We start from the raw sequence: 17,009 nt of genomic DNA on the forward strand, positions 1-17,009 counted from the left end.
TAGGCTTACGCCTTGTAGGTCTGAACCGCACCCGGGAGCTTGCTCCACTCGGCGTACCAGGTGTCGAACAGCTTCAACTGGGCTTCGACGTAGCCGCGCTGGCTTTCCGAAAGGACGTCCGTTTCGTTGAAGTGCAGCGTATATTCATTGTCGCCCTTGAGCACCATCATGTGCTTGAAGAACAGGACGAGTTCGGGGCCTTCATCGAAGGAAGAGAGAACGGCGAGAGCCGATTCCAGTTCCAACGCGCGCTGGCGTGCCTCGACATCGCCCTTGGCAGCGCCGTTCGCCAGATTGCACATGTGGATCACTTCCTTGGGAAGCACGCAGCCAATGCCGGTGATCGCGCCGGTCGCGCCGCAGTTGACGAAGCCATGGAAAACGGCCGTGTCGACGCCGATCATCAGTGATACGTCATCGTCGCGGCTGGTGATGTTTTCAGCCGCATAGCGCATGTCGGCAGCGCCACCGAATTCCTTGAAACCGACCAGGTTCTTGTGCTCTTCGCGAAGCGCAAAGAACAGGTCGGCGCGTGTGGCAAAGCCATAATAGGGGCTGTTGTAGATGACGGCCGGCAGCTCGGGTGCCGCCGAAAGGATCGCCTTGAAATGGTTCTTCTGGGCGGCAACGACCGAACCACGCGACAGCACACGCGGGATGACCATCAGGCCCTTTGCGCCGACTTTCTGCGCGTGAGCTGCGTGCGCAACGGCTGACGCCGTGTTGACGGCGCCCGTCCCGACGATAACAGGGATGCCAGCCTTTGCCAGGCGTTCGACACCTTCCATGCGCTGTTCGTCTGTCAGGAGTGGCCAGTCACCCATGGAGCCGCAATAGACGACGGCCGACATGCCCTTGGCGATGAGCTCCTTGGCCTTGCGCACCAGTGCGTCAAAGTCGGGCGTCCGATCGTCGTTGCAGGGCGTCATCAACGCAGGGATCACACCGGAAAAGATACTGGCCTTCATGTCGCTCTCCATAATCAATTTGACGGGTCATCAGCGGCGCAGCACGCACGCCATCCCTTGTCGACAAGAAATATCATCGAAAATATTTCTTGTCGACAAGAAAAATGCAATCGCTTTCTCAGAGTTTGATGTCGAGCTTCTGGTTGCGAACGAACATGCGCTGGACCTGTTCGACAATCTGCTCGCCGTGAACTTTTCCGAGATGGTCCGCCAGGTCCAAATCACGCGCCTCGATCGCCGCAATGATCTCGGCGTGTTCATCGACGAAGCGTTGCGGAAACTGTTCGTCATAGGAGTTGTAGTAAAGCCTAAGAATACGCCGCCCCTCGTCGAGAAGCCTGCGAAACAACCCGGTGAAATAGGGGTTTCGCCCAGCCTCCGCGATTGCCGAATGAAACGCCGCGTTGACCGCGATCATGTCGCGCAGGTCTCTTGCCTCGACGGTCGCGGCGTATTGGCTGTGCAGTTCGCGAATGGCGACCAGATCGTCGGGCCTGTGGTTTTGCGCCGCAAGCCTCGTCGTCACCCGGTACATCAGCACAAGCGCGTCGAAATAGGTGTTCAGGTTCAATAGGTCGATATTCGAGACCAGTGTGGAGCGATTGGGCAGGGTCTCGATCAGGCCCTCGCCGGCGAGCCTGACCAAGGCCTCTCGGATCGGCGTTCGCGACATCTGGAACCGCTCGGCAAGCAGCACCTCGTCAACCGAACTGCCAGGGGCAAGTTTCAGATCAAGGATCTCGTCGCGCAAAATGTCGTAGACCAGCTTCACGCCGGAGCCACGGCGCCGCTCAACCACATCTGTGTTGCTCTTTTCGACCATGATGGATTCCCGATTATGAGAATTCCCGCTTACTACAGTCGAACAGGAAGTTGAACAGGCACCACATCAACTGGGCCTGATTGATGTCGACGGTGGCCGAATACCAGCGCGGGCGCCCTGCCCTTGGCGCGCGAGAGTCCCTAGCCGAGAAGTAGGGTCTCCAGGCCAACAGGGTCATCGGTGGTGATCTGGTCGACCTTCAGCGCCAGGAGGCGGCGCACGACCGGCAATGCGGCAGGAATTGCCGAATTGATGGTGTAAGCGTCGATGCTGCGCCCGGCGCGATGGAAGGCCGCAACGAGGTCGTATCCGGCATCGTCGGCAAACAGCACGAGTTGATGGTGCAGGTAGATCATCCGCGCGCGCGGCGAGGCAGCCACGGCGTCTGCGACGAAACCGTCAAAGTCACGGCTTTGCTTCAGGCGCTCGATCGCACCGTGATGGCACGGGTCGTAGCCGATCGGCATGTTCGGCACGGCCTGGGACAAGCGTTCGACAGCCTCGGGATCGCCGGCCGAGAGAATGACCGACTTTGCGACCGGCGAGATCGCGGCGGCGAAAGCGGCGATATCCTCTTCGCGGATATCGGGGGAATCTTCCTTGAGGTCGAGCTGCAGCACAGCGCCGCTTTCGCGGGCGACGCGCTTCAGCAATTGGCCGAGATCATCGATCAGCATCACCCTGTGGGCCGTAGGCTCGCCGAAGGGGTCGCGCAGATGCAGAGCGCGCAAGTCGCTCTCCGTCGCATCGAACACCCGCCCCTCGCCCGTTGTCGCCTTGTTCAGCGTCTCATCGTGCAAAACGGCGAAGCCAGCGCCATTGAAACGCACCAGGTCGATCTCGATGCTGGCGCCCAGCGCCATCGCCTCGCCAATGCGTTGTCCCGTAAACGAGATGTCGCCGGCATAGCGGTGGCCGCGATGCCATTTCAGCCAAGTCTTGTGGCCAGCATGATCAATCGCGATGCCGTTGCGATCAAGCGTTGCCGAGGATAAGATCATGATGTCGTTCACCTGAGGTTGCCGATTGGTAGACCAGCTGATTGTCGCGGAAAGCCCGGAAAGCGGAAGCCGTCGCCTCGATGCCCACGCCCTTCACCCAATTGCTATCCGGTGCCGTCATCGCCTTCAAGCGCGTCCCGTCGGCGAGGTCGATATCCACGATCTTGTGCGTGCCGAAATCAATGCTGCGATGGACGATGGCGGTCGAGAGCGTCTTCGATGGCTTCAGCGACAACGCCTCGGGGCGAAACGCCAGGACGACGTCGCCATCTTCGATCGGCACGGTAACGGGAAAGGCCGGATGCTGGCTGACGCCACCACGAATGCTGGTCTTCACGAAGTTCATCGATCCGATGAAGCCGGCCACGAATTCCGTCTGTGGCTCGCGGTAGACGATATCGGGTGGGGCGATCTGCTCGGTGCTGCCGTCGCGCATGACGACGATACGATCGGCGAGCGCCAATGCCTCATCCTGGCCGTGCGTGACGAAGAGGGTAGTGATGCCGACGCGCTGCTGGATGTCGCGCACTTCCTCTCGCAGCCGTTCGCGCAGATGCTGGTCGAGGCTGGCGAACGGCTCGTCGAGCAACAGGATCTTCGGCTCCAGCACCAGCGAACGCGCAAGCGCCACGCGCTGCTGTTGGCCACCCGACAACTGCGTCGTCATGCGCTTGCCATAGTCTGCAAGCCCGACCAGCGCCAGGGCGTTCTCGACGCGTTCGCGAATCTCGGCCTTAGGCAGGCGACGAAGCTTGAGGCCGAAGGCGACGTTGTTGGACACGTCCATATGGGTCCAGAGCGCGTGGCTCTGGAAGACCATGCCGGTAGGGCGCTTTTCCGGCGGTAGCCTCGTCACGTCCTTGCCGTCGATCAGGATCGAGCCGTCCGACGGCTGTTCGAAGCCGCCGATCATGCGAAGCAGTGTCGACTTGCCGGATCCGGACGGACCAAGCAGGCAGACGAGCTCGCCATCTTCTACATCGAGCGAGAAATCACGGACCGCAAACGAGGTCCCGAACATCTTTGAGACGTTCTTGATCGTCAAGCGTGCCATATCAAGCCTTTCCTCGGGCCATGCCCGATCCTAGCGTCACGCGCCAAAGCCGCGGGCAAATGCGCCCGTTCCAACCACACGGCGGGCAAACATCAGAGCGAAGAACGACGGCACCCAGAGCATCACCGATAAAACGGCACCATATTGAACCACGATCTGATTGTTGATGAAGGTGATCATCAACACCGGCATGGTGCGGATCTCAGGGGCGCCGATGAGCCAGGCGCCTTCGGTTTCATAAAATGTTCCGACAAAGGTCAGGAGCAAGGCCGCCATGATTGTGGGGGCCGCCTGGGGCAAGGTGATCGACCAGAAAACCCGCAACGGTCCGGCACCTGCATCGCGGGCAGCCTCTTCCATGCGCCGATCGATATTCTGGAACGCTGCCACGGGGATCCAGATCATCAACATCAACGTCCCGACCAGCTGGATCAGGACAACGCCCCAGAAGGTGCTGATCAAGCCGAGCTTCAAGAAGATGCCAGCGATCGCCACCAGAAGTCCGAACTTCGGAAAGGCATGCGAGGCCAGAAAAGACAGGAAGAGCACGTTCTTTCCGGGAAACGACATGCGCGCAAATGCATAAGCCGCGGGTAAGCAGATGACGGCCGACAAAAGCGTGACCGTCGCCGTCAGTCGCAGGCTCAAGAACAGCGCGTCCCATACATCGGTGCGAGACAGTGTCTGCAACCAGAAGCGGAAACCGAACTGCTGCGGAATGACTGACGGATAGCGCCATACCTCGGTAAATGCCCAGGTGCCGACCACAACCAGAGGCACGGCGATGAACAGCGTCAGTAGCACGGCAAACAGAATGCCCGCCCAATCGACTTTGGAGTCACTGAACTTGGCTATCGTCCTCATCTCGACGCCTCCCGATTTTTGGCGATTGATCGCACATAAAAAATGCCGAAGACGAGGCAGAATCCGAAGGAAATTACTGCCTGCGTCAGCGCATTCAGCGGATCGTTCACATCGGAGAAGGTGCGCTGCATGAACGGCCCCATCATTTCCGGCGATGCCGGGCCGAGCACATAGGGCAAAGTGAAGGACGAGAAGATTCCAAGGATGGCGAAGGACGCCGTGACCAACAGCGCGTTGCCCATACGTGGCAGGATGATCGAGATGAAAACGCGCAGCGGCGAAGCGCCGACATCACGGGCAGCCTCGACCGAGCTCTTCGCAATATTGCCAAGCCCGGCTGTCAGCATCAGCACCGTCAAAGGAAGATTGTCCCAAACCAGACCAATGACTGGCCCCCATGGGGTCAGATAGGGGGACGGGATCTTTGGCAGCCCGACGGCATTGAGCAGCAGATCGACGGTCCCGTTGGGCCCGATCGTGCGGATCAGCGCATAAGACAGGATGATCGACGGCACGAACATCGGGAAGATCGCCAGGCCCTGAACATAGGCTGGAAGACGCCCCTGTGAAAACCGCAGATAAAGCGCGATCGGCAAGCCGATCACCAGCAGCAACACGCCGCAGACCACGGTCGTCCACAGCGTCACCCAGAGATTGGCGAGGCTGTAGGGATCACTGAAGAAGAACCGGTAGGAAGCCAGCGACACCGAGGTCGTTCCATCCGCCTGCGCAATGAAAACGGTGGTGATCACGGCCGAAAAGATCGGGTAGACGATCAGCCACCCGAGCAGAAGCACCGGCAGGGCGACCAGAAGAAGCCCAACCGGATTCTGCGCCTTGCCCGGCGCGGTTGCCCGCGCCGGCAGCGACGATGTCAGGCTTTTACGCATCAGGTACGGCTGATGCCCGGAGCAACATTACGATACCAACCGTCGTTGATGTTGCTTTCCCAATCGCCGGCCGGGAAGGTCGGGATGGTGGTAGGGATGACATCGGCATATTTCTGACGGAGTTCGTCGGAAATGTGATCCCAGGCGACAGCCGGGAAACCACCGAGTTCGGTGATAATCGCTTCCTGGATTTCCTTCGTCAGCATGAACGCCGCAAGTTTCAGTGCCGCATCCTTGTTGGCGCCGTTCGTAAACACCGTCATGCGCGAGAAGTCGCCGCAAAGCGCCAGATCGGTGAGCTGGACAAGGCCGGTCGTCTCAGGCAGTACGCCCTGCGACAGGGCCTGCAGCACCTGGTCGGACCAGACCGGCGTCATCGTGACAACGCCCTGGGCAAGCAGCTGGATCGACTGCGTATTGCCGGAGGTGTAGGCACCCTTTTCATAAAGTGACGGCGCGAGATCGTTGAGGATCGCCCAAGCCGGCGTCAGGGCCTGATTTGCGAAATCAGCCGTGAAGTTGTCGATGGTGAACTTCTTGGGATCGCGACCGTTGGCTTCGTGGATCGCGCGGCGAACGAAATTGCCGCCCGAACCGCCCTTGTCGGGGCGATTGTAGATGAACTGGCCAGGATTGGCCTTGATCCAGGCCGTCAGTTGTTCCCAGGTCTTCGGCGCATCCTTGGGGTCAAGCTTGGTCTTGTCGTAGGCTAGCAACACCTGCGAACCGCGATAGGGCAGCGAATACGGGCTGTCGACGCTGAGCGGATTGACGGTCGCGAAGCCATCGATGTTCTCGGCCGAGAACTTGACCCAGAGGCCGGCATCGATACCACCTGTGGGCAGTCGTGGGTTGAACGCTTCAAAGATATCCGACTGCGGATCCGTCTTCGACTTGAGAGCCGCAAGCGCACGGTCTGCAATCGCATGCAAGCCGGCGTTGTCACCTGCATCCGTAACCTTTACGGCAGCTTCGGGGTGCGCCTTTTTGAAGGCCGGAAGCACGGTGTTGTTCCAGAAGTCGATAATGTTGGCGTCGGAACCACTATAGAGGTTGATCGTGCCATCTGCAGCCATCGCAAAGCGTGGCAGGGCCAGCAGACCGGCTGCCGCCGAAGATGTGACAAGAAACTCGCGTCTGTTCATGACCGTCTCCATTGTTTCGGGCGTTGCCCTTTGGACTACGGCTCTGCTATCGCCGGCGCGTAACAGTGACATGACAAAATGAGCTCTGAAGTCATTTTTTGCACACCCGTGCAATCCAGTTAGGCAAAAGACCATGCACGGCCGTTTTGGATAGCCATTGAATACAACGTCTCGGTTCTCGAACGGGGTGCCGGAACCCCGATATTCAATTCTTGAATATCAGGCAGATCTGGTTGGCCTTGCGGATCTGTCTGCAGACCTCGTTAGCCTCCCCCCTTGTCTGCCGCGCAATGCGGGTCACGTAGCGCGGTCGGAAACCGAAGCTGCGATCACGTTGCCGCAGGATAAGAGGCTGCTCCTGGTCGAGAGGTGCCGGAAACCGTGCAATCGCCGCAAAGAAAAGGCGACGGGCAACATCGGGGTCGGCGCTGGCCGCGATCTGCACGCCCCAAGGCGCCCAGTTTCCCTCCGACCGCCAGACCGGAGCGGCCATCTTGCGGCGATCGGCAAGCGCCACGCAGCTTTCGATAAAGGGCTGATCCTCTGCCAGGGGACCAGCCGCCTTGTCGGGTGCCGAGGACTTCCACTCCTCGACGCTATGCGCCGTAATCGCCATCACATAACTGCGGGTCTCCGTCGGCAGACCGCCGCCATTGAGAAAGTTCGACAGCCCGTTTTCGCCGGCATTGTAGGCAGCGGCCGCAAGGCCGAGATTGCCGAAGCGATCCCTGAGCTCATCAAGATATTCGGCCGATTTTTGCAAGGCCTCCAGAACATCGTAACTGTCCTGCAGCCCGCGCAGCTTGGCGGTACCCGGCATGAACTGCGCTATCCCCTGCGCGCCCTTATAGCTCAACGCGTCCGGCCTGAACCGGCTCTCGCGCCAAATCAACCGGGCGAAGAAATCCGGCGGCAGGTCATGTTCGCTCGCGGTCCGTTCGATCGCACCGCAGAGGTCGCGGTTGAAGCTGTCCTTGCGAATGCAAAGCGTCTCCGCCGAGCCCGTCATCGAGCGTGTGTAGAGGCAGGCTGCCTCCGGCTGAGCTTCGATGGTCTCAGCAGCGCCGGCCGGGCCAATCAGTGTCATGCAAAGAGAGAGGCGGAAACCCCACGACACGAATAGAAAGATGCTGCGCCGCCTGATCACGATCATTTGCTCTCGGCGCCACGCTGGCGGCGCCGCCATTGGATGATGTCTGGCAAGCATACCATTTCGTTTGGACCCCGTAGTCAAGATGTCGCTAAGACAGCGACCTCCTGGCGCCGAGCAGATGGGGTCAGGCGGTGGATCCCCAGCGGGCATTGCAGGTCAGCGTTATGCTGTGAGGCCCCGGCAAATCGGCATCGTGACGTTCGATGAGCTCGACAACCGCATCGATGAAGGCGACATGGTCGAGGCTTAGTGTCGTCAGGTCGTTGCAATCCCACGCAGCCATTGCAATCCCATCCTGGCCGACGATGGCGATATCATCAGGCGTGTTCTTGCCGAGCATGCGCCGCGCGGCATCGCGCGCGCCGATCGCCATCACGTCGTTGCCGCAAATGATGGCATCGACCTTCGAGCGGTGCAGCAAAAGCACCGCTTCCTTGAAGCCGGAATCATAGGTGTAGTCGCCAAAGGCCTCGGCCTCGATGGCCAGCCCGCGCCTGGCGAGTGCATCCGCGAACCATTTGCGTCGAAGCTTGTCGATCCAGCTGGATTTGGTGCCGGAGAGGTAGGCAAAGCGCTTCTTGCCGTCATTGACAATCTTCTCGATGATCTCGTCAGCCGCAGCCGCGCCATCGATGCGAATATTTGAGACGTTTTCGTTGTCCAAGGGTTCGAACGAGACGATGATCGGCTTGGTCGTATGAAAGATATCGACCGCGTCTTGCATCGACACCATGTCCGAGAAAACGACGACATGATCCACCTGATAGGTGGATGCCAACCGCATCAGTTGCAGGCGATCGTCGTGATCTGCACAGCACAGGATGATCGGCAGCAGCTGGCGCGCCTGCAACCTGTGGACCAGCAATTGCTGCTCTTCGGCCTCGCAAGGATTGCCAATGGCATTGACGACAAGGGCGACCAACCTCGATCGTTGATTGTTCAGCGAACGGGCAATCGCGTTCGGCTGATAGCCGTGTTCGCGCGCGACCGACAAAATTCGATCGCGCGTGGCGCTGCCGATCCTGGAATCGGGCGAAAAGGCGCGGGAAATGGTGGCGGAGGATACCCCGGCGAGCTTTGCCAGTTCCTTCGAGGTGATCCGCCGCTTGTTCATGTCTCGTGTCCCGATACGTCTATTCCGCTGGCCGGACGGGCATGCCGTCGGCTGCAGCCGATTCCTTGATTGCATCCCACAGCCTAGCGAAACGCAGACCCATTTCAACGGAGCCGGTGTTTTCCATTTCACCGGCGCGAATGGCGAGGAAGTTCTTCATCGGGTTTCCGAGAATTTCGGCCTCTTCGCGCGGCTCGTTGACCCGACCGACGCTGATCTCGCGCCAGCCGCCCCAGGCATCGATCCGCACGATCGCCTTCGAATAGAAGAAGGTGATGTAGGAGGCGCAGCCAGGAGGCCCCTCGCCTGCGGCCGTCAATGTCGCCATGGCGCCGTTCTTCAAGCGGGCGGAAACGGCGGTGGCAATATCGACCTTGCCGCCATGCTTGTTCATATAGGCCGATACACTGGCGAAGTCGGAATTGGCCAGCAGGCAGACGGTATTCATCATGTGTGCGCCGGTGTCGAACATGAAGCCGCCGCCCGAGATTTCCGGCTCCTGTTTCCAGTGACCTGCATAGTTGCCCGCCCAGCTTTCCCAGATCATGCCCGAAATCGCGATAAGCTCGCCGAACTCTCCAGCGAGCGCGCGCTTGCGCGTGTCAATCACCAGCGGCGAGAGGCCGCCCTGGAAAGCAGTAACAACAGTGACGCCACTTTTCTTCTGCGCCGCGATCAGCGTCTCAGCCTCGGCAACAGTCGTGACCATCGGCTTTTCAAGGAAGAGATCGATGCCGGCTTCGACGACGGCCGCCGCCTGTTCGCCGTGAAAGGCGTGCGGGGTGGAGATATAGACGATGTCGAGCGCATCGCGGCATTTCGCGAGCATCTCGCGGTAGTCCTCGAAGCTCTTCGGCGCCGGCGCTCCAGCCGCGATGCACACGTCGATCAGGCGCTGGCGCGACGAAGCGGTCGTATCAGCAAGCGCTACGAACTCGATCTCCGGCATGGCCGCCCAGCTCGCCGCATACTCAGCCGCCTTCAGGCCTGCGCCGATCACGCCAAGCCGCAACTTCTGTGTCATGAAACTCCTCCCACATGATTGTGTACACGATTACACAAACGGAAAACTCAGCGCAAGTTCTATTTTAATGCGTTAAATCAATGAATTATATGAACTTGGAAATTCTTTCGGAAATCCATCTTGCCTCATCGAGGAATGCGTGTACATTTTTCGAACGGTGCTGGAGGGCGCCGCCAATCAAAAAGGGAGGACTTCCGTTGAAGAAGACGGTCATTGGTGGCCTGTGCGCCATTTTGCTCAGCGCGGTCTCGACGCTGGCGCATGCCGAAACAATCCGAATTGCAAATCACGGCCAGGCCGGCATCGACGCCATGAAGTCGACGGTCGAGGCGATCGAAAAGAAATACGGAGTGACCGTCGAGGTCGTCGAATACCCGGCGCCCGACAAGGATTACCTGACGAAGCTGCTCACCGAGCTTGGCGCCGGCAACGCGCCGGATATGTTCTCGATCCCATCGACGGCGGCTGTGGCCGATATGGTCGAAGCCGGATACCTCGCCCCTGTAACCAAGGAGATCACCGCCTGGGACGGCTACGCGAATTTCTATGACGTCGCAAAGCAGCTGGCCGTGAGCCCGGATGGCGAAACCTACGTCATGCCGTTCATGCTTGGCATCCAGGAAATCTACTTCCGCAAGGATGTGCTGGAGAAAGCCGGCATTTCGACCGAGCAACCGAAGACCTGGCAGGAACTGCTGGATCGCGCCGCTGAAGTGAAGGCGAAGACAGGCGCCTACGGCCTGCTCTTCCCGGCCGGCGTGTCCTGGGGTAGCGGCGCTTTCGATGAAGGCTTCCAGCATCTGCTCGTCGGCTCCAAGACGCCGCAGCTGGTCGACGCCGATGGAAAACTCGATCTCAGTGGCGAAGGCATCAAGGACGTCTTCGGCGTCTACAAGGAGCTCATCGACAAGGATCTGATGCCGACCCAGCCGCTGCTCGGCCCAGAGCCGTGGGTCATTCCCAAGTACCAGATGTTCCCTGATGGCAAGCTTGCGGCAACTACGTGCGGTTCCTGGTGCTACATCTTCGATTGGGGCCGCGAGAGCAAGAACCCGATCCCAGAGGTGACAAAGATCGTCGGCACCTGGACAGTTCCTGGCCAGACGGGCGGCCAGTATGTGCTCGCGAACCTTGCTGCTCCGTGGGCCGTTAACGCGAAGTCCGCGAACGTCGAGCTGGCGACGAAGGCGCTGCTTGAGATCGGTTCGGTCGACACGCAGGTCTCCTACGCCGCGCGCATCGGCAATATTCCGGCAAGCAAGGATGCGGCTAAGAGCGCCGAGTTCCAGAAGCTGACGGAACTCGTTCCGATCCACGCCGCGGCCGGCAACGGCGTCTTCCTGAAGCAGGCGTCCGGCTTCGGCACCATCGCCGAAGGCGTGGCACGGGCAACCGAAGCGCTGCTGCGCAAGGAGACGGACGCCGCCGGTGCCCAGAAGATCCTTGTCGATTACGTCAAGGAAACGCTCGGCGACGACGTGGTGAAATAAGCCTCAAGCCCTTCAACTTCCGCCCAAGACTGCAGGCGCGGCCCGCTGGCCGCGTCTGCGATCATCAGACAAGGTTGCGAGCTTCATGGTCCTCAATTCTCACGAACGACGCGTCGAGCGGCAGCTCCTCGCGATCCTGCTGCCGTCGCTGGTCCTGCTTCTGGCCTTCGTGATCTATCCCGCGCTTTACTCCGTCTATCTGAGCTTCACCAACGAAGCTCTCACCGGCGCCGCAGCGCTGCGTCCGCGCTTCGTGGGCATTCGCAACTACATGCGCCTGCTGAATGACGCGAAATTCTGGAACGCGCTCATCGTGACGTTCTTTTTCGTGGTCGGCTCGGCGGTGATCGGCCAGTTCGTACTCGGCCTGATTTCAGCCATTGCGCTGCGCCGGCAGATCCTTTTCCGCCAGATATTCTCCTCGATGATCCTGCTGCCCAACGCGGCACCCGAGGTCGTTGCCGGCTTCATGTGGATTTCGATGCTGGCCGGCGGCGAGAACGCAACGCTCAGCCGCATCGTGAGCTTCTTCGGCGTGACACCCACCGACTGGCTCCAGGTCTTCCCGCTGACGATGATCATCGTCGTCAACACATGGCGCGGCATCGCCACCGCGATGATCCTCTTGACTGCGGGCCTCAGCACCATTCCGAGCGAAATCTACGAGGCTGCCCGCATGGACGGCGCCACGCCATCGCAGATGTTCCGCCGCATCACGCTTCCCCTCATGATGCCGACGATCCTTCTCTACATGCTCATTTCCGCCGTCTCGACGATCGCGGTCTTCGGTCTTGTCTATGCGCTGACGCGCGGCGGCCCTGGTGGTGCGACCGAAGTCATCAGCATCTACATCTACAACCAGTCCTTCACTGCCTTCCAGCTCGGCTACGGCGCCGCGGTCGCGGTCGTCACTCTGGTGATCTCGCTGATCCTCGGCATCGCATACGTGCGGGCAATGAAGGTGGAGGTCTGACATGACAGTGCTTTCCCCGACAGAAAACGCCAACAAGACCCGATCGGATCTGCTCGCCTACGCCACGCTGTCGCTGATCTCGATCTTCTGCGCCGTACCGTTCCTCTGGGTTTTGCTCGGCTCGCTCGATGGCAATGCCCAGCTGTTTCTCCGCTGGCCGGAACAATGGACGCTCGACAACTATCTGCGTGTCTTCACCAAGGAGGACGGGGCGAAGTGGCTCTTCAATTCGCTCTTTGTCGTCGGCTCCGCAACGGTACTGGTCATGGTGCTGGCCGGCCTCGGCGGCTACGCCTTGTCGCGCACGCGGGCCTGGTGGAAGCTGCCGTTTCTCTACGCGATCCTTCTGATCCGCGTCTTGCCGCCGACAGCACTTGTGGTGCCGCTCTACAAGTTCCTGCTGACGCTCAACAATGCCGAGGGCGCGATCCTGCGGCCGATCTTCGGCGAATACGCGCGGCCGATCATGCGCTGGACGGGCTTTATCGACGGTTACCTCGGGCTGATCCTGGTGCTTGCGACCATGCAGCTGCCGCTGGCGCTGTGGATCATGAAAACCTTTTTTGACGGCCTTCCGCGCGACTATGAAGAAGCAGCGCTGATGGATGGCGCAACGATGACGCAGCGCATCCGCCGCGTCCTGATCCCGCTGGCGCTGCCGGGGCTGGCCGCAGCCGGGTTGTTTGCCTTCATGTCGGCATGGGGCGATTTCCTGCTGCCGCTGATCTTCCTCTCGTCACCGGAGCTGCAGACGCTTCCCCTCGGCCTCTTTCGCGCTTTCCTGCGCATCAATGAGATCGATTACGGCCTGCTCGCCGCCCTCGCTTTCATCTACCTCCTGCCGGCTGTGATCGCCTTCGGCTTCGCGCGGCGCTTCCTCGTCCAGACCTTTTCGGGCGGCGTCAAAGGCTGATATCCAGAAAGAGTTTTACAGATGATCAATCTCAAGAACGTTCGCAAATTCTATGGCGCCCTGGAGGTCATCAAGGGCGTCGACATCACCGTCGAGGACGGCGAGTTCGCCGTATTCGTCGGGCCTTCGGGTTGCGGAAAGTCGACCCTTTTGCGGATGATCGCCGGGCTGGAAGGCATCGATGACGGCGACCTCATCCTGAACGGCAAGCGTATCAATGACGTGCCGCCGGACAAACGCGGCATCGCCATGGTGTTCCAATCCTACGCGCTTTATCCGCATATGACCGTGGCGCAGAACATCGGCTTCTCGCTCAGCCTGAAAAAAGTGCCGGAAACCGAAATCCGCAAGCAGGTCGAAGGCGTCGCCGAAATCCTGCAACTGACTGATTATCTAGATCGCCGCCCCGCCGCACTGTCAGGCGGTCAAAGACAGCGCGTCGCGATCGGTCGAGCCATCATCAAGAAGCCGTCGCTGATCCTGTTCGATGAACCGCTGTCGAACCTCGATTCGGCGCTTCGTGTACAGATGCGTGCCGAGTTGCAGCGCTTGCACCGCGAATTGAAGGCGACCGTCGTTTACGTCACCCACGATCAGGTCGAGGCCATGACCATGGCCGACCGCATCGTCGTCCTGAACAAGGGGCTTGTCGCCCAGCAGGGCGCACCGATGGACCTCTATCACAAGCCCGACAACGAGTTCGTCGCCACCTTCATCGGCTCGCCGCGCATGAACACCGTTCCCGTGACGATCAGCAAGCCGCAGGCCGGCGCGTTGCGCGTGCAAAGCCCGATCGGATTGACGCTCAACCTGCCCGATGGAGCCGGAACGGTGCCCGACGGTGCCGCCACGCTCGGTATCCGACCGGAGCACTTCAAGATCGCACCCGAGGGCCAGGGAAATTTCACGGCCGACGTCGTCATCGTCGAGCGCCTGGGCGTCGAGACCTACATGACCGTCGGCTCTGAAAACCAGCCGATCGTCGTCCGCGCCGAAGGCGATGTCGCGGTACGCCCCGGCGACCGCGTTTCGCTGACAGCAGACGGCACCGCCTGCCACCTGTTCGACACCACCGGGCGCGTCATCCGCTCGGCTCAATCATCCTAATCACGTTGATAACATCGAGGACATCATGACGATCAAGGTCACAATCTGGAACGAGGGACGCCACGAGCAATTGCACAAGGAGGTTCAGGAGATCTATCCCGATCGCATCGATGGTGCAATTGCGGCAGGCATTGCGCATCCGGATTTCGAGTTACGTCGAGGCACGCTCGATGATCCCGATGAAGGCCTGCCCGACCAGGTACTCAACGATACCGACGTCTTGCTCTGGTGGGGCCATATGGCACATGAGGACGTCAGTGACGGGCTGATCGACCGTATCCAGCAGCGCGTTCTGAAGGGGATGGGCCTGCTCGTTCTGCATTCAGGGCACCACTCCAAGCTCTTCCGCCGGCTGATGGGCACGAACGCCAACCTCTCCTGGCGCGAAACGCCGGAGGGCGATCTTGAGCGTGTTTGGGTGGTCAACCCGTCTCATCCGATCGCGGAGGGACTGCCGCCCTATTTCGAGGTGAATGCATCGGAGATGTACGGCGAGCCCTTCGACATCCCGCAGCCCGATGAGCTGGTATTCATTTCTTGGTACTCGGGTGGCGAGGTGTTTCGCAGCGGCTGCACCTTCCAACGCGGCCGGGGACGGATCTTCTTCTTCAGCCCGGGGCATGAGACCTACCCGATCTATCACGACAAGACCATTCACAAGGTCATCTCGAACGGGATCCGCTGGGCAAAGCAGAACCACACCGACGGCCGCATTCTGGAGAACTGGCACCGCGCCGAGCCGCTGCACGGTCGCCCTTCCAAGAAAGCCTGAGCTCCGCCGTTTTGTCCGTTGAACACCGGCGTGGCCCACGGTCACGCCGCTTCAGGCACTGAAAAAGCCACTAACGGCTCCAGTTGCAAGTCCTGGGCAATTCGGCCAATTTGATCTTGCCGGCCGGGACACCAGTTTATCCTTCGCACCAGAAAGACGCTGAGGCGATCAGTGCCGGCGTCAATGCGGGCAACTTGTCAAACAGGATGAATGCGATGCAGCTGAAAGACCCTTCCCTTTTTCGCCAGGCCGCTCTTGTTGGCGGAAATTGGATCGATGCCGATCCCGCCAATGCGATCGAGGTCAACAATCCGGCCACCGGAGAGATCATCGGCCGCGTGCCCAAGCTGGGCGGCGCCGAGACGAAGGCGGCGATCGAGGCCGCGCGCGTCGCGCAGAAGGGCTGGGCTGCCCGCACCGCTAAGGAACGCGCCGGCATCCTGCGGAAGTGGTTCGATCTGATGATCGAGAACAAGGACGACCTCGGGCGAATCCTGACGCTTGAGCAAGGCAAGCCGCTTGCCGAAGCCACCGGCGAGATCGTCTACGGTGCGAGCTTTATCGAATGGTTTGCGGAGGAAGCGCGGCGCATCTATGGCGACCTGATACCGGGCCACCAGCCAGACAAGCGCATCATGGTCATGAAGCAGCCGATCGGCGTGGTCGCGGCGATCACGCCCTGGAATTTCCCCAATGCGATGATCACCCGCAAGGCCGGCCCGGCGCTTGCGGCAGGCTGTGCCATGGTGCTGAAGCCGGCATCGCAGACGCCGTTCTCGGCAATCGCGATTGCCGTGCTTGCCGAGCGCGCCGGCCTGCCGGCCGGGCTTTTCTCGGTGCTAACAGGCTCCGCCGCCGCGATCGGCGCGGAGATGACGTCGAACCCGACCGTGCGCAAGCTTACCTTTACTGGATCGACCGAAATCGGCGCCGAGCTCTACAAGCAGAGCGCGCCGACGATCAAGAAACTCGGGCTCGAGCTCGGCGGCAATGCGCCGTTCATTGTCTTCGACGATGCTGATCTCGACGCAGCCGTCGAGGGTGCTCTGATCGCGAAGTTTCGCAACAACGGTCAGACCTGCGTGTGCGCCAACAGGCTCTATGTGCAGGACGGCGTTTACGACGCCTTCTCCAAGAAGCTCGCGGATGCCGTCGGCAAACTGAAGACCGGCAATGGCTTCGATGAGGGCGTGATCCTCGGTCCGTTGATCGACAAGCCGGCGCTCGAGAAAGTTGAGGAGCATGTGGCTGACGCGCTGGCGAAGGGTGCCAACATCATCCAGGGTGGCAAGCCGCATGCGCTTGGCGGCACTTTCTACGAGGCCACCGTCCTCGCCAACGTCACGAAGGATATGGCAGTCGCTCGCGAAGAGACATTCGGCCCGCTTGCTCCCCTCTTCCGCTTCAAAGACGAGGCGGATGTGATCGAACAGGCCAACGACACCGAATTCGGCCTCGCTTCCTATTTCTACGCCAAGGACCTCGCGCGTGTGTTCCGCGTTGCCGAGGCGCTGGAATATGGGATGGTCGGCGTGAATACGGGCCTGATCTCGACGGCGGAAGCGCCGTTCGGTGGCGTGAAGCTCTCAGGTCTCGGCCGCGAAGGCTCGCGGTACGGTATCGAGGAGTTCACCGAGATCAAATATGTCTGCCTCGGCGGCATCAGCTGACACCTGCCCGAGCGAAAGGCGCGCAGTCCTGACGGTTTGCGCGCTGGC

16 protein-coding genes are annotated in these 17,009 nt (G+C 60.4%); 6 read left to right on the top strand and 10 right to left on the bottom strand.

What is annotated here, in order from left to right; all coding sequences use genetic code 11:
• Nucleotides 1–5: 5 nt before the first annotated feature.
• The 10 genes from QTL96_RS13690 to QTL96_RS13735 form a co-directional block, all read right to left on the bottom strand.
• Nucleotides 6–968 carry a dihydrodipicolinate synthase family protein gene (locus QTL96_RS13690; RefSeq protein WP_113011070.1) on the bottom strand — a complete coding sequence of 321 codons (963 nt, stop codon included), beginning with the start codon at nt 966–968 and terminating at the stop codon, nt 6–8.
• 118 nt (nt 969–1,086) lie between these two features.
• Complete coding sequence (locus QTL96_RS13695; RefSeq protein WP_112944024.1) at nt 1,087–1,791, bottom strand: GntR family transcriptional regulator; 705 nt, start codon at nt 1,789–1,791, stop codon at nt 1,087–1,089.
• 140 nt (nt 1,792–1,931) lie between these two features.
• Nucleotides 1,932–2,792 (bottom strand): glycerophosphodiester phosphodiesterase family protein, encoded by an 861-nt coding sequence (locus QTL96_RS13700; protein ID WP_289728055.1) that lies wholly within the window; start codon nt 2,790–2,792, stop codon nt 1,932–1,934.
• The gene (locus QTL96_RS13705) at nt 2,767–3,846 is read right to left on the bottom strand and encodes an ABC transporter ATP-binding protein (RefSeq protein WP_289728056.1); all 1,080 of its coding nucleotides are present in this window, start codon (nt 3,844–3,846) and stop codon (nt 2,767–2,769) included. Before QTL96_RS13705 ends, QTL96_RS13700 begins: the two co-directional genes overlap by 26 nt.
• 36 nt (nt 3,847–3,882) lie before the next feature.
• Complete coding sequence (locus tag QTL96_RS13710) at nt 3,883–4,710, bottom strand: ABC transporter permease subunit (protein WP_289728057.1); 828 nt, start codon at nt 4,708–4,710, stop codon at nt 3,883–3,885.
• Nucleotides 4,707–5,600 (bottom strand): ABC transporter permease subunit, encoded by an 894-nt coding sequence (locus QTL96_RS13715; protein ID WP_289728058.1) that lies wholly within the window; start codon nt 5,598–5,600, stop codon nt 4,707–4,709. The genes QTL96_RS13710 and QTL96_RS13715 overlap by 4 nt, the downstream gene beginning before the upstream one ends.
• A complete protein-coding gene (locus tag QTL96_RS13720) occupies nt 5,600–6,745 on the bottom strand; it encodes an extracellular solute-binding protein (RefSeq protein WP_289728059.1) in 1,146 nt (381 codons plus the stop codon). The genes QTL96_RS13715 and QTL96_RS13720 overlap by 1 nt, the downstream gene beginning before the upstream one ends.
• A gap of 205 nt (nt 6,746–6,950) precedes the next feature.
• A complete protein-coding gene (locus QTL96_RS13725) occupies nt 6,951–7,832 on the bottom strand; it encodes a lytic transglycosylase domain-containing protein (protein ID WP_289728157.1) in 882 nt (293 codons plus the stop codon).
• 190 nt (nt 7,833–8,022) lie between these two features.
• Complete coding sequence (locus tag QTL96_RS13730; RefSeq protein WP_112822638.1) at nt 8,023–9,012, bottom strand: LacI family DNA-binding transcriptional regulator; 990 nt, start codon at nt 9,010–9,012, stop codon at nt 8,023–8,025.
• A 19-nt stretch (nt 9,013–9,031) separates the two neighbouring features.
• Complete coding sequence (locus QTL96_RS13735) at nt 9,032–10,036, bottom strand: Gfo/Idh/MocA family oxidoreductase (RefSeq protein ID WP_289728060.1); 1,005 nt, start codon at nt 10,034–10,036, stop codon at nt 9,032–9,034.
• A gap of 197 nt (nt 10,037–10,233) precedes the next feature.
• On the opposite strand from QTL96_RS13735, the gene QTL96_RS13740 reads away from it, so the two are divergent.
• The 6 genes from QTL96_RS13740 to gabD all read left to right on the top strand — a co-directional run bounded on the left by QTL96_RS13740 (nt 10,234) and on the right by gabD (nt 16,961).
• The gene (locus tag QTL96_RS13740) at nt 10,234–11,526 is read left to right on the top strand and encodes an extracellular solute-binding protein (protein WP_289728061.1); all 1,293 of its coding nucleotides are present in this window, start codon (nt 10,234–10,236) and stop codon (nt 11,524–11,526) included.
• Nucleotides 11,527–11,611: 85 nt separating this feature from the next.
• Nucleotides 11,612–12,499 carry a sugar ABC transporter permease gene (locus tag QTL96_RS13745; RefSeq protein WP_289728062.1) on the top strand — a complete coding sequence of 296 codons (888 nt, stop codon included), beginning with the start codon at nt 11,612–11,614 and terminating at the stop codon, nt 12,497–12,499.
• A 1-nt stretch (nt 12,500) separates the two neighbouring features.
• On the top strand, nt 12,501–13,412 hold the full coding sequence (locus tag QTL96_RS13750) for a carbohydrate ABC transporter permease (protein ID WP_289728063.1): 912 nt from the start codon (nt 12,501–12,503) through the stop codon (nt 13,410–13,412).
• Nucleotides 13,413–13,433: 21 nt separating this feature from the next.
• The gene (gene ugpC / locus QTL96_RS13755) at nt 13,434–14,519 is read left to right on the top strand and encodes a sn-glycerol-3-phosphate ABC transporter ATP-binding protein UgpC (protein WP_112822628.1); all 1,086 of its coding nucleotides are present in this window, start codon (nt 13,434–13,436) and stop codon (nt 14,517–14,519) included.
• Nucleotides 14,520–14,544: 25 nt separating this feature from the next.
• Nucleotides 14,545–15,291, top strand: coding sequence for a ThuA domain-containing protein (locus tag QTL96_RS13760; RefSeq protein ID WP_289728064.1), 747 nt, complete (start codon nt 14,545–14,547; stop codon nt 15,289–15,291).
• Nucleotides 15,292–15,506: 215 nt separating this feature from the next.
• On the top strand, nt 15,507–16,961 hold the full coding sequence (gabD, locus tag QTL96_RS13765; RefSeq protein WP_112973795.1) for an NADP-dependent succinate-semialdehyde dehydrogenase: 1,455 nt from the start codon (nt 15,507–15,509) through the stop codon (nt 16,959–16,961).
• Nucleotides 16,962–17,009: the final 48 nt, after the last annotated feature.

Source organism: Rhizobium sp. S163 (genome assembly GCF_030380805.1).
Classification (GTDB): domain Bacteria; phylum Pseudomonadota; class Alphaproteobacteria; order Rhizobiales; family Rhizobiaceae; genus Rhizobium.

Coding starts and splice junctions, on each gene's coding strand:
- QTL96_RS13720 (WP_289728059.1), bottom strand. CDS start 6,745: ATGAACAGACGCGAGTTTCTTGTCACATCTTCGGCGGCAGCCGGTCTG.
- QTL96_RS13715 (WP_289728058.1), bottom strand. CDS start 5,600: ATGCGTAAAAGCCTGACATCGTCGCTGCCGGCGCGGGCAACCGCGCCG.
- QTL96_RS13710 (WP_289728057.1), bottom strand. CDS start 4,710: ATGAGGACGATAGCCAAGTTCAGTGACTCCAAAGTCGATTGGGCGGGC.
- QTL96_RS13745 (WP_289728062.1), top strand. CDS start 11,612: ATGGTCCTCAATTCTCACGAACGACGCGTCGAGCGGCAGCTCCTCGCG.
- QTL96_RS13730 (WP_112822638.1), bottom strand. CDS start 9,012: ATGAACAAGCGGCGGATCACCTCGAAGGAACTGGCAAAGCTCGCCGGG.
- gabD (WP_112973795.1), top strand. CDS start 15,507: ATGCAGCTGAAAGACCCTTCCCTTTTTCGCCAGGCCGCTCTTGTTGGC.
- QTL96_RS13705 (WP_289728056.1), bottom strand. CDS start 3,846: ATGGCACGCTTGACGATCAAGAACGTCTCAAAGATGTTCGGGACCTCG.
- QTL96_RS13690 (WP_113011070.1), bottom strand. CDS start 968: ATGAAGGCCAGTATCTTTTCCGGTGTGATCCCTGCGTTGATGACGCCC.
- QTL96_RS13695 (WP_112944024.1), bottom strand. CDS start 1,791: ATGGTCGAAAAGAGCAACACAGATGTGGTTGAGCGGCGCCGTGGCTCC.
- QTL96_RS13700 (WP_289728055.1), bottom strand. CDS start 2,792: ATGATCTTATCCTCGGCAACGCTTGATCGCAACGGCATCGCGATTGAT.
- QTL96_RS13760 (WP_289728064.1), top strand. CDS start 14,545: ATGACGATCAAGGTCACAATCTGGAACGAGGGACGCCACGAGCAATTG.
- QTL96_RS13750 (WP_289728063.1), top strand. CDS start 12,501: ATGACAGTGCTTTCCCCGACAGAAAACGCCAACAAGACCCGATCGGAT.
- QTL96_RS13725 (WP_289728157.1), bottom strand. CDS start 7,832: ATGACACTGATTGGCCCGGCCGGCGCTGCTGAGACCATCGAAGCTCAG.
- QTL96_RS13735 (WP_289728060.1), bottom strand. CDS start 10,036: ATGACACAGAAGTTGCGGCTTGGCGTGATCGGCGCAGGCCTGAAGGCG.
- ugpC (WP_112822628.1), top strand. CDS start 13,434: ATGATCAATCTCAAGAACGTTCGCAAATTCTATGGCGCCCTGGAGGTC.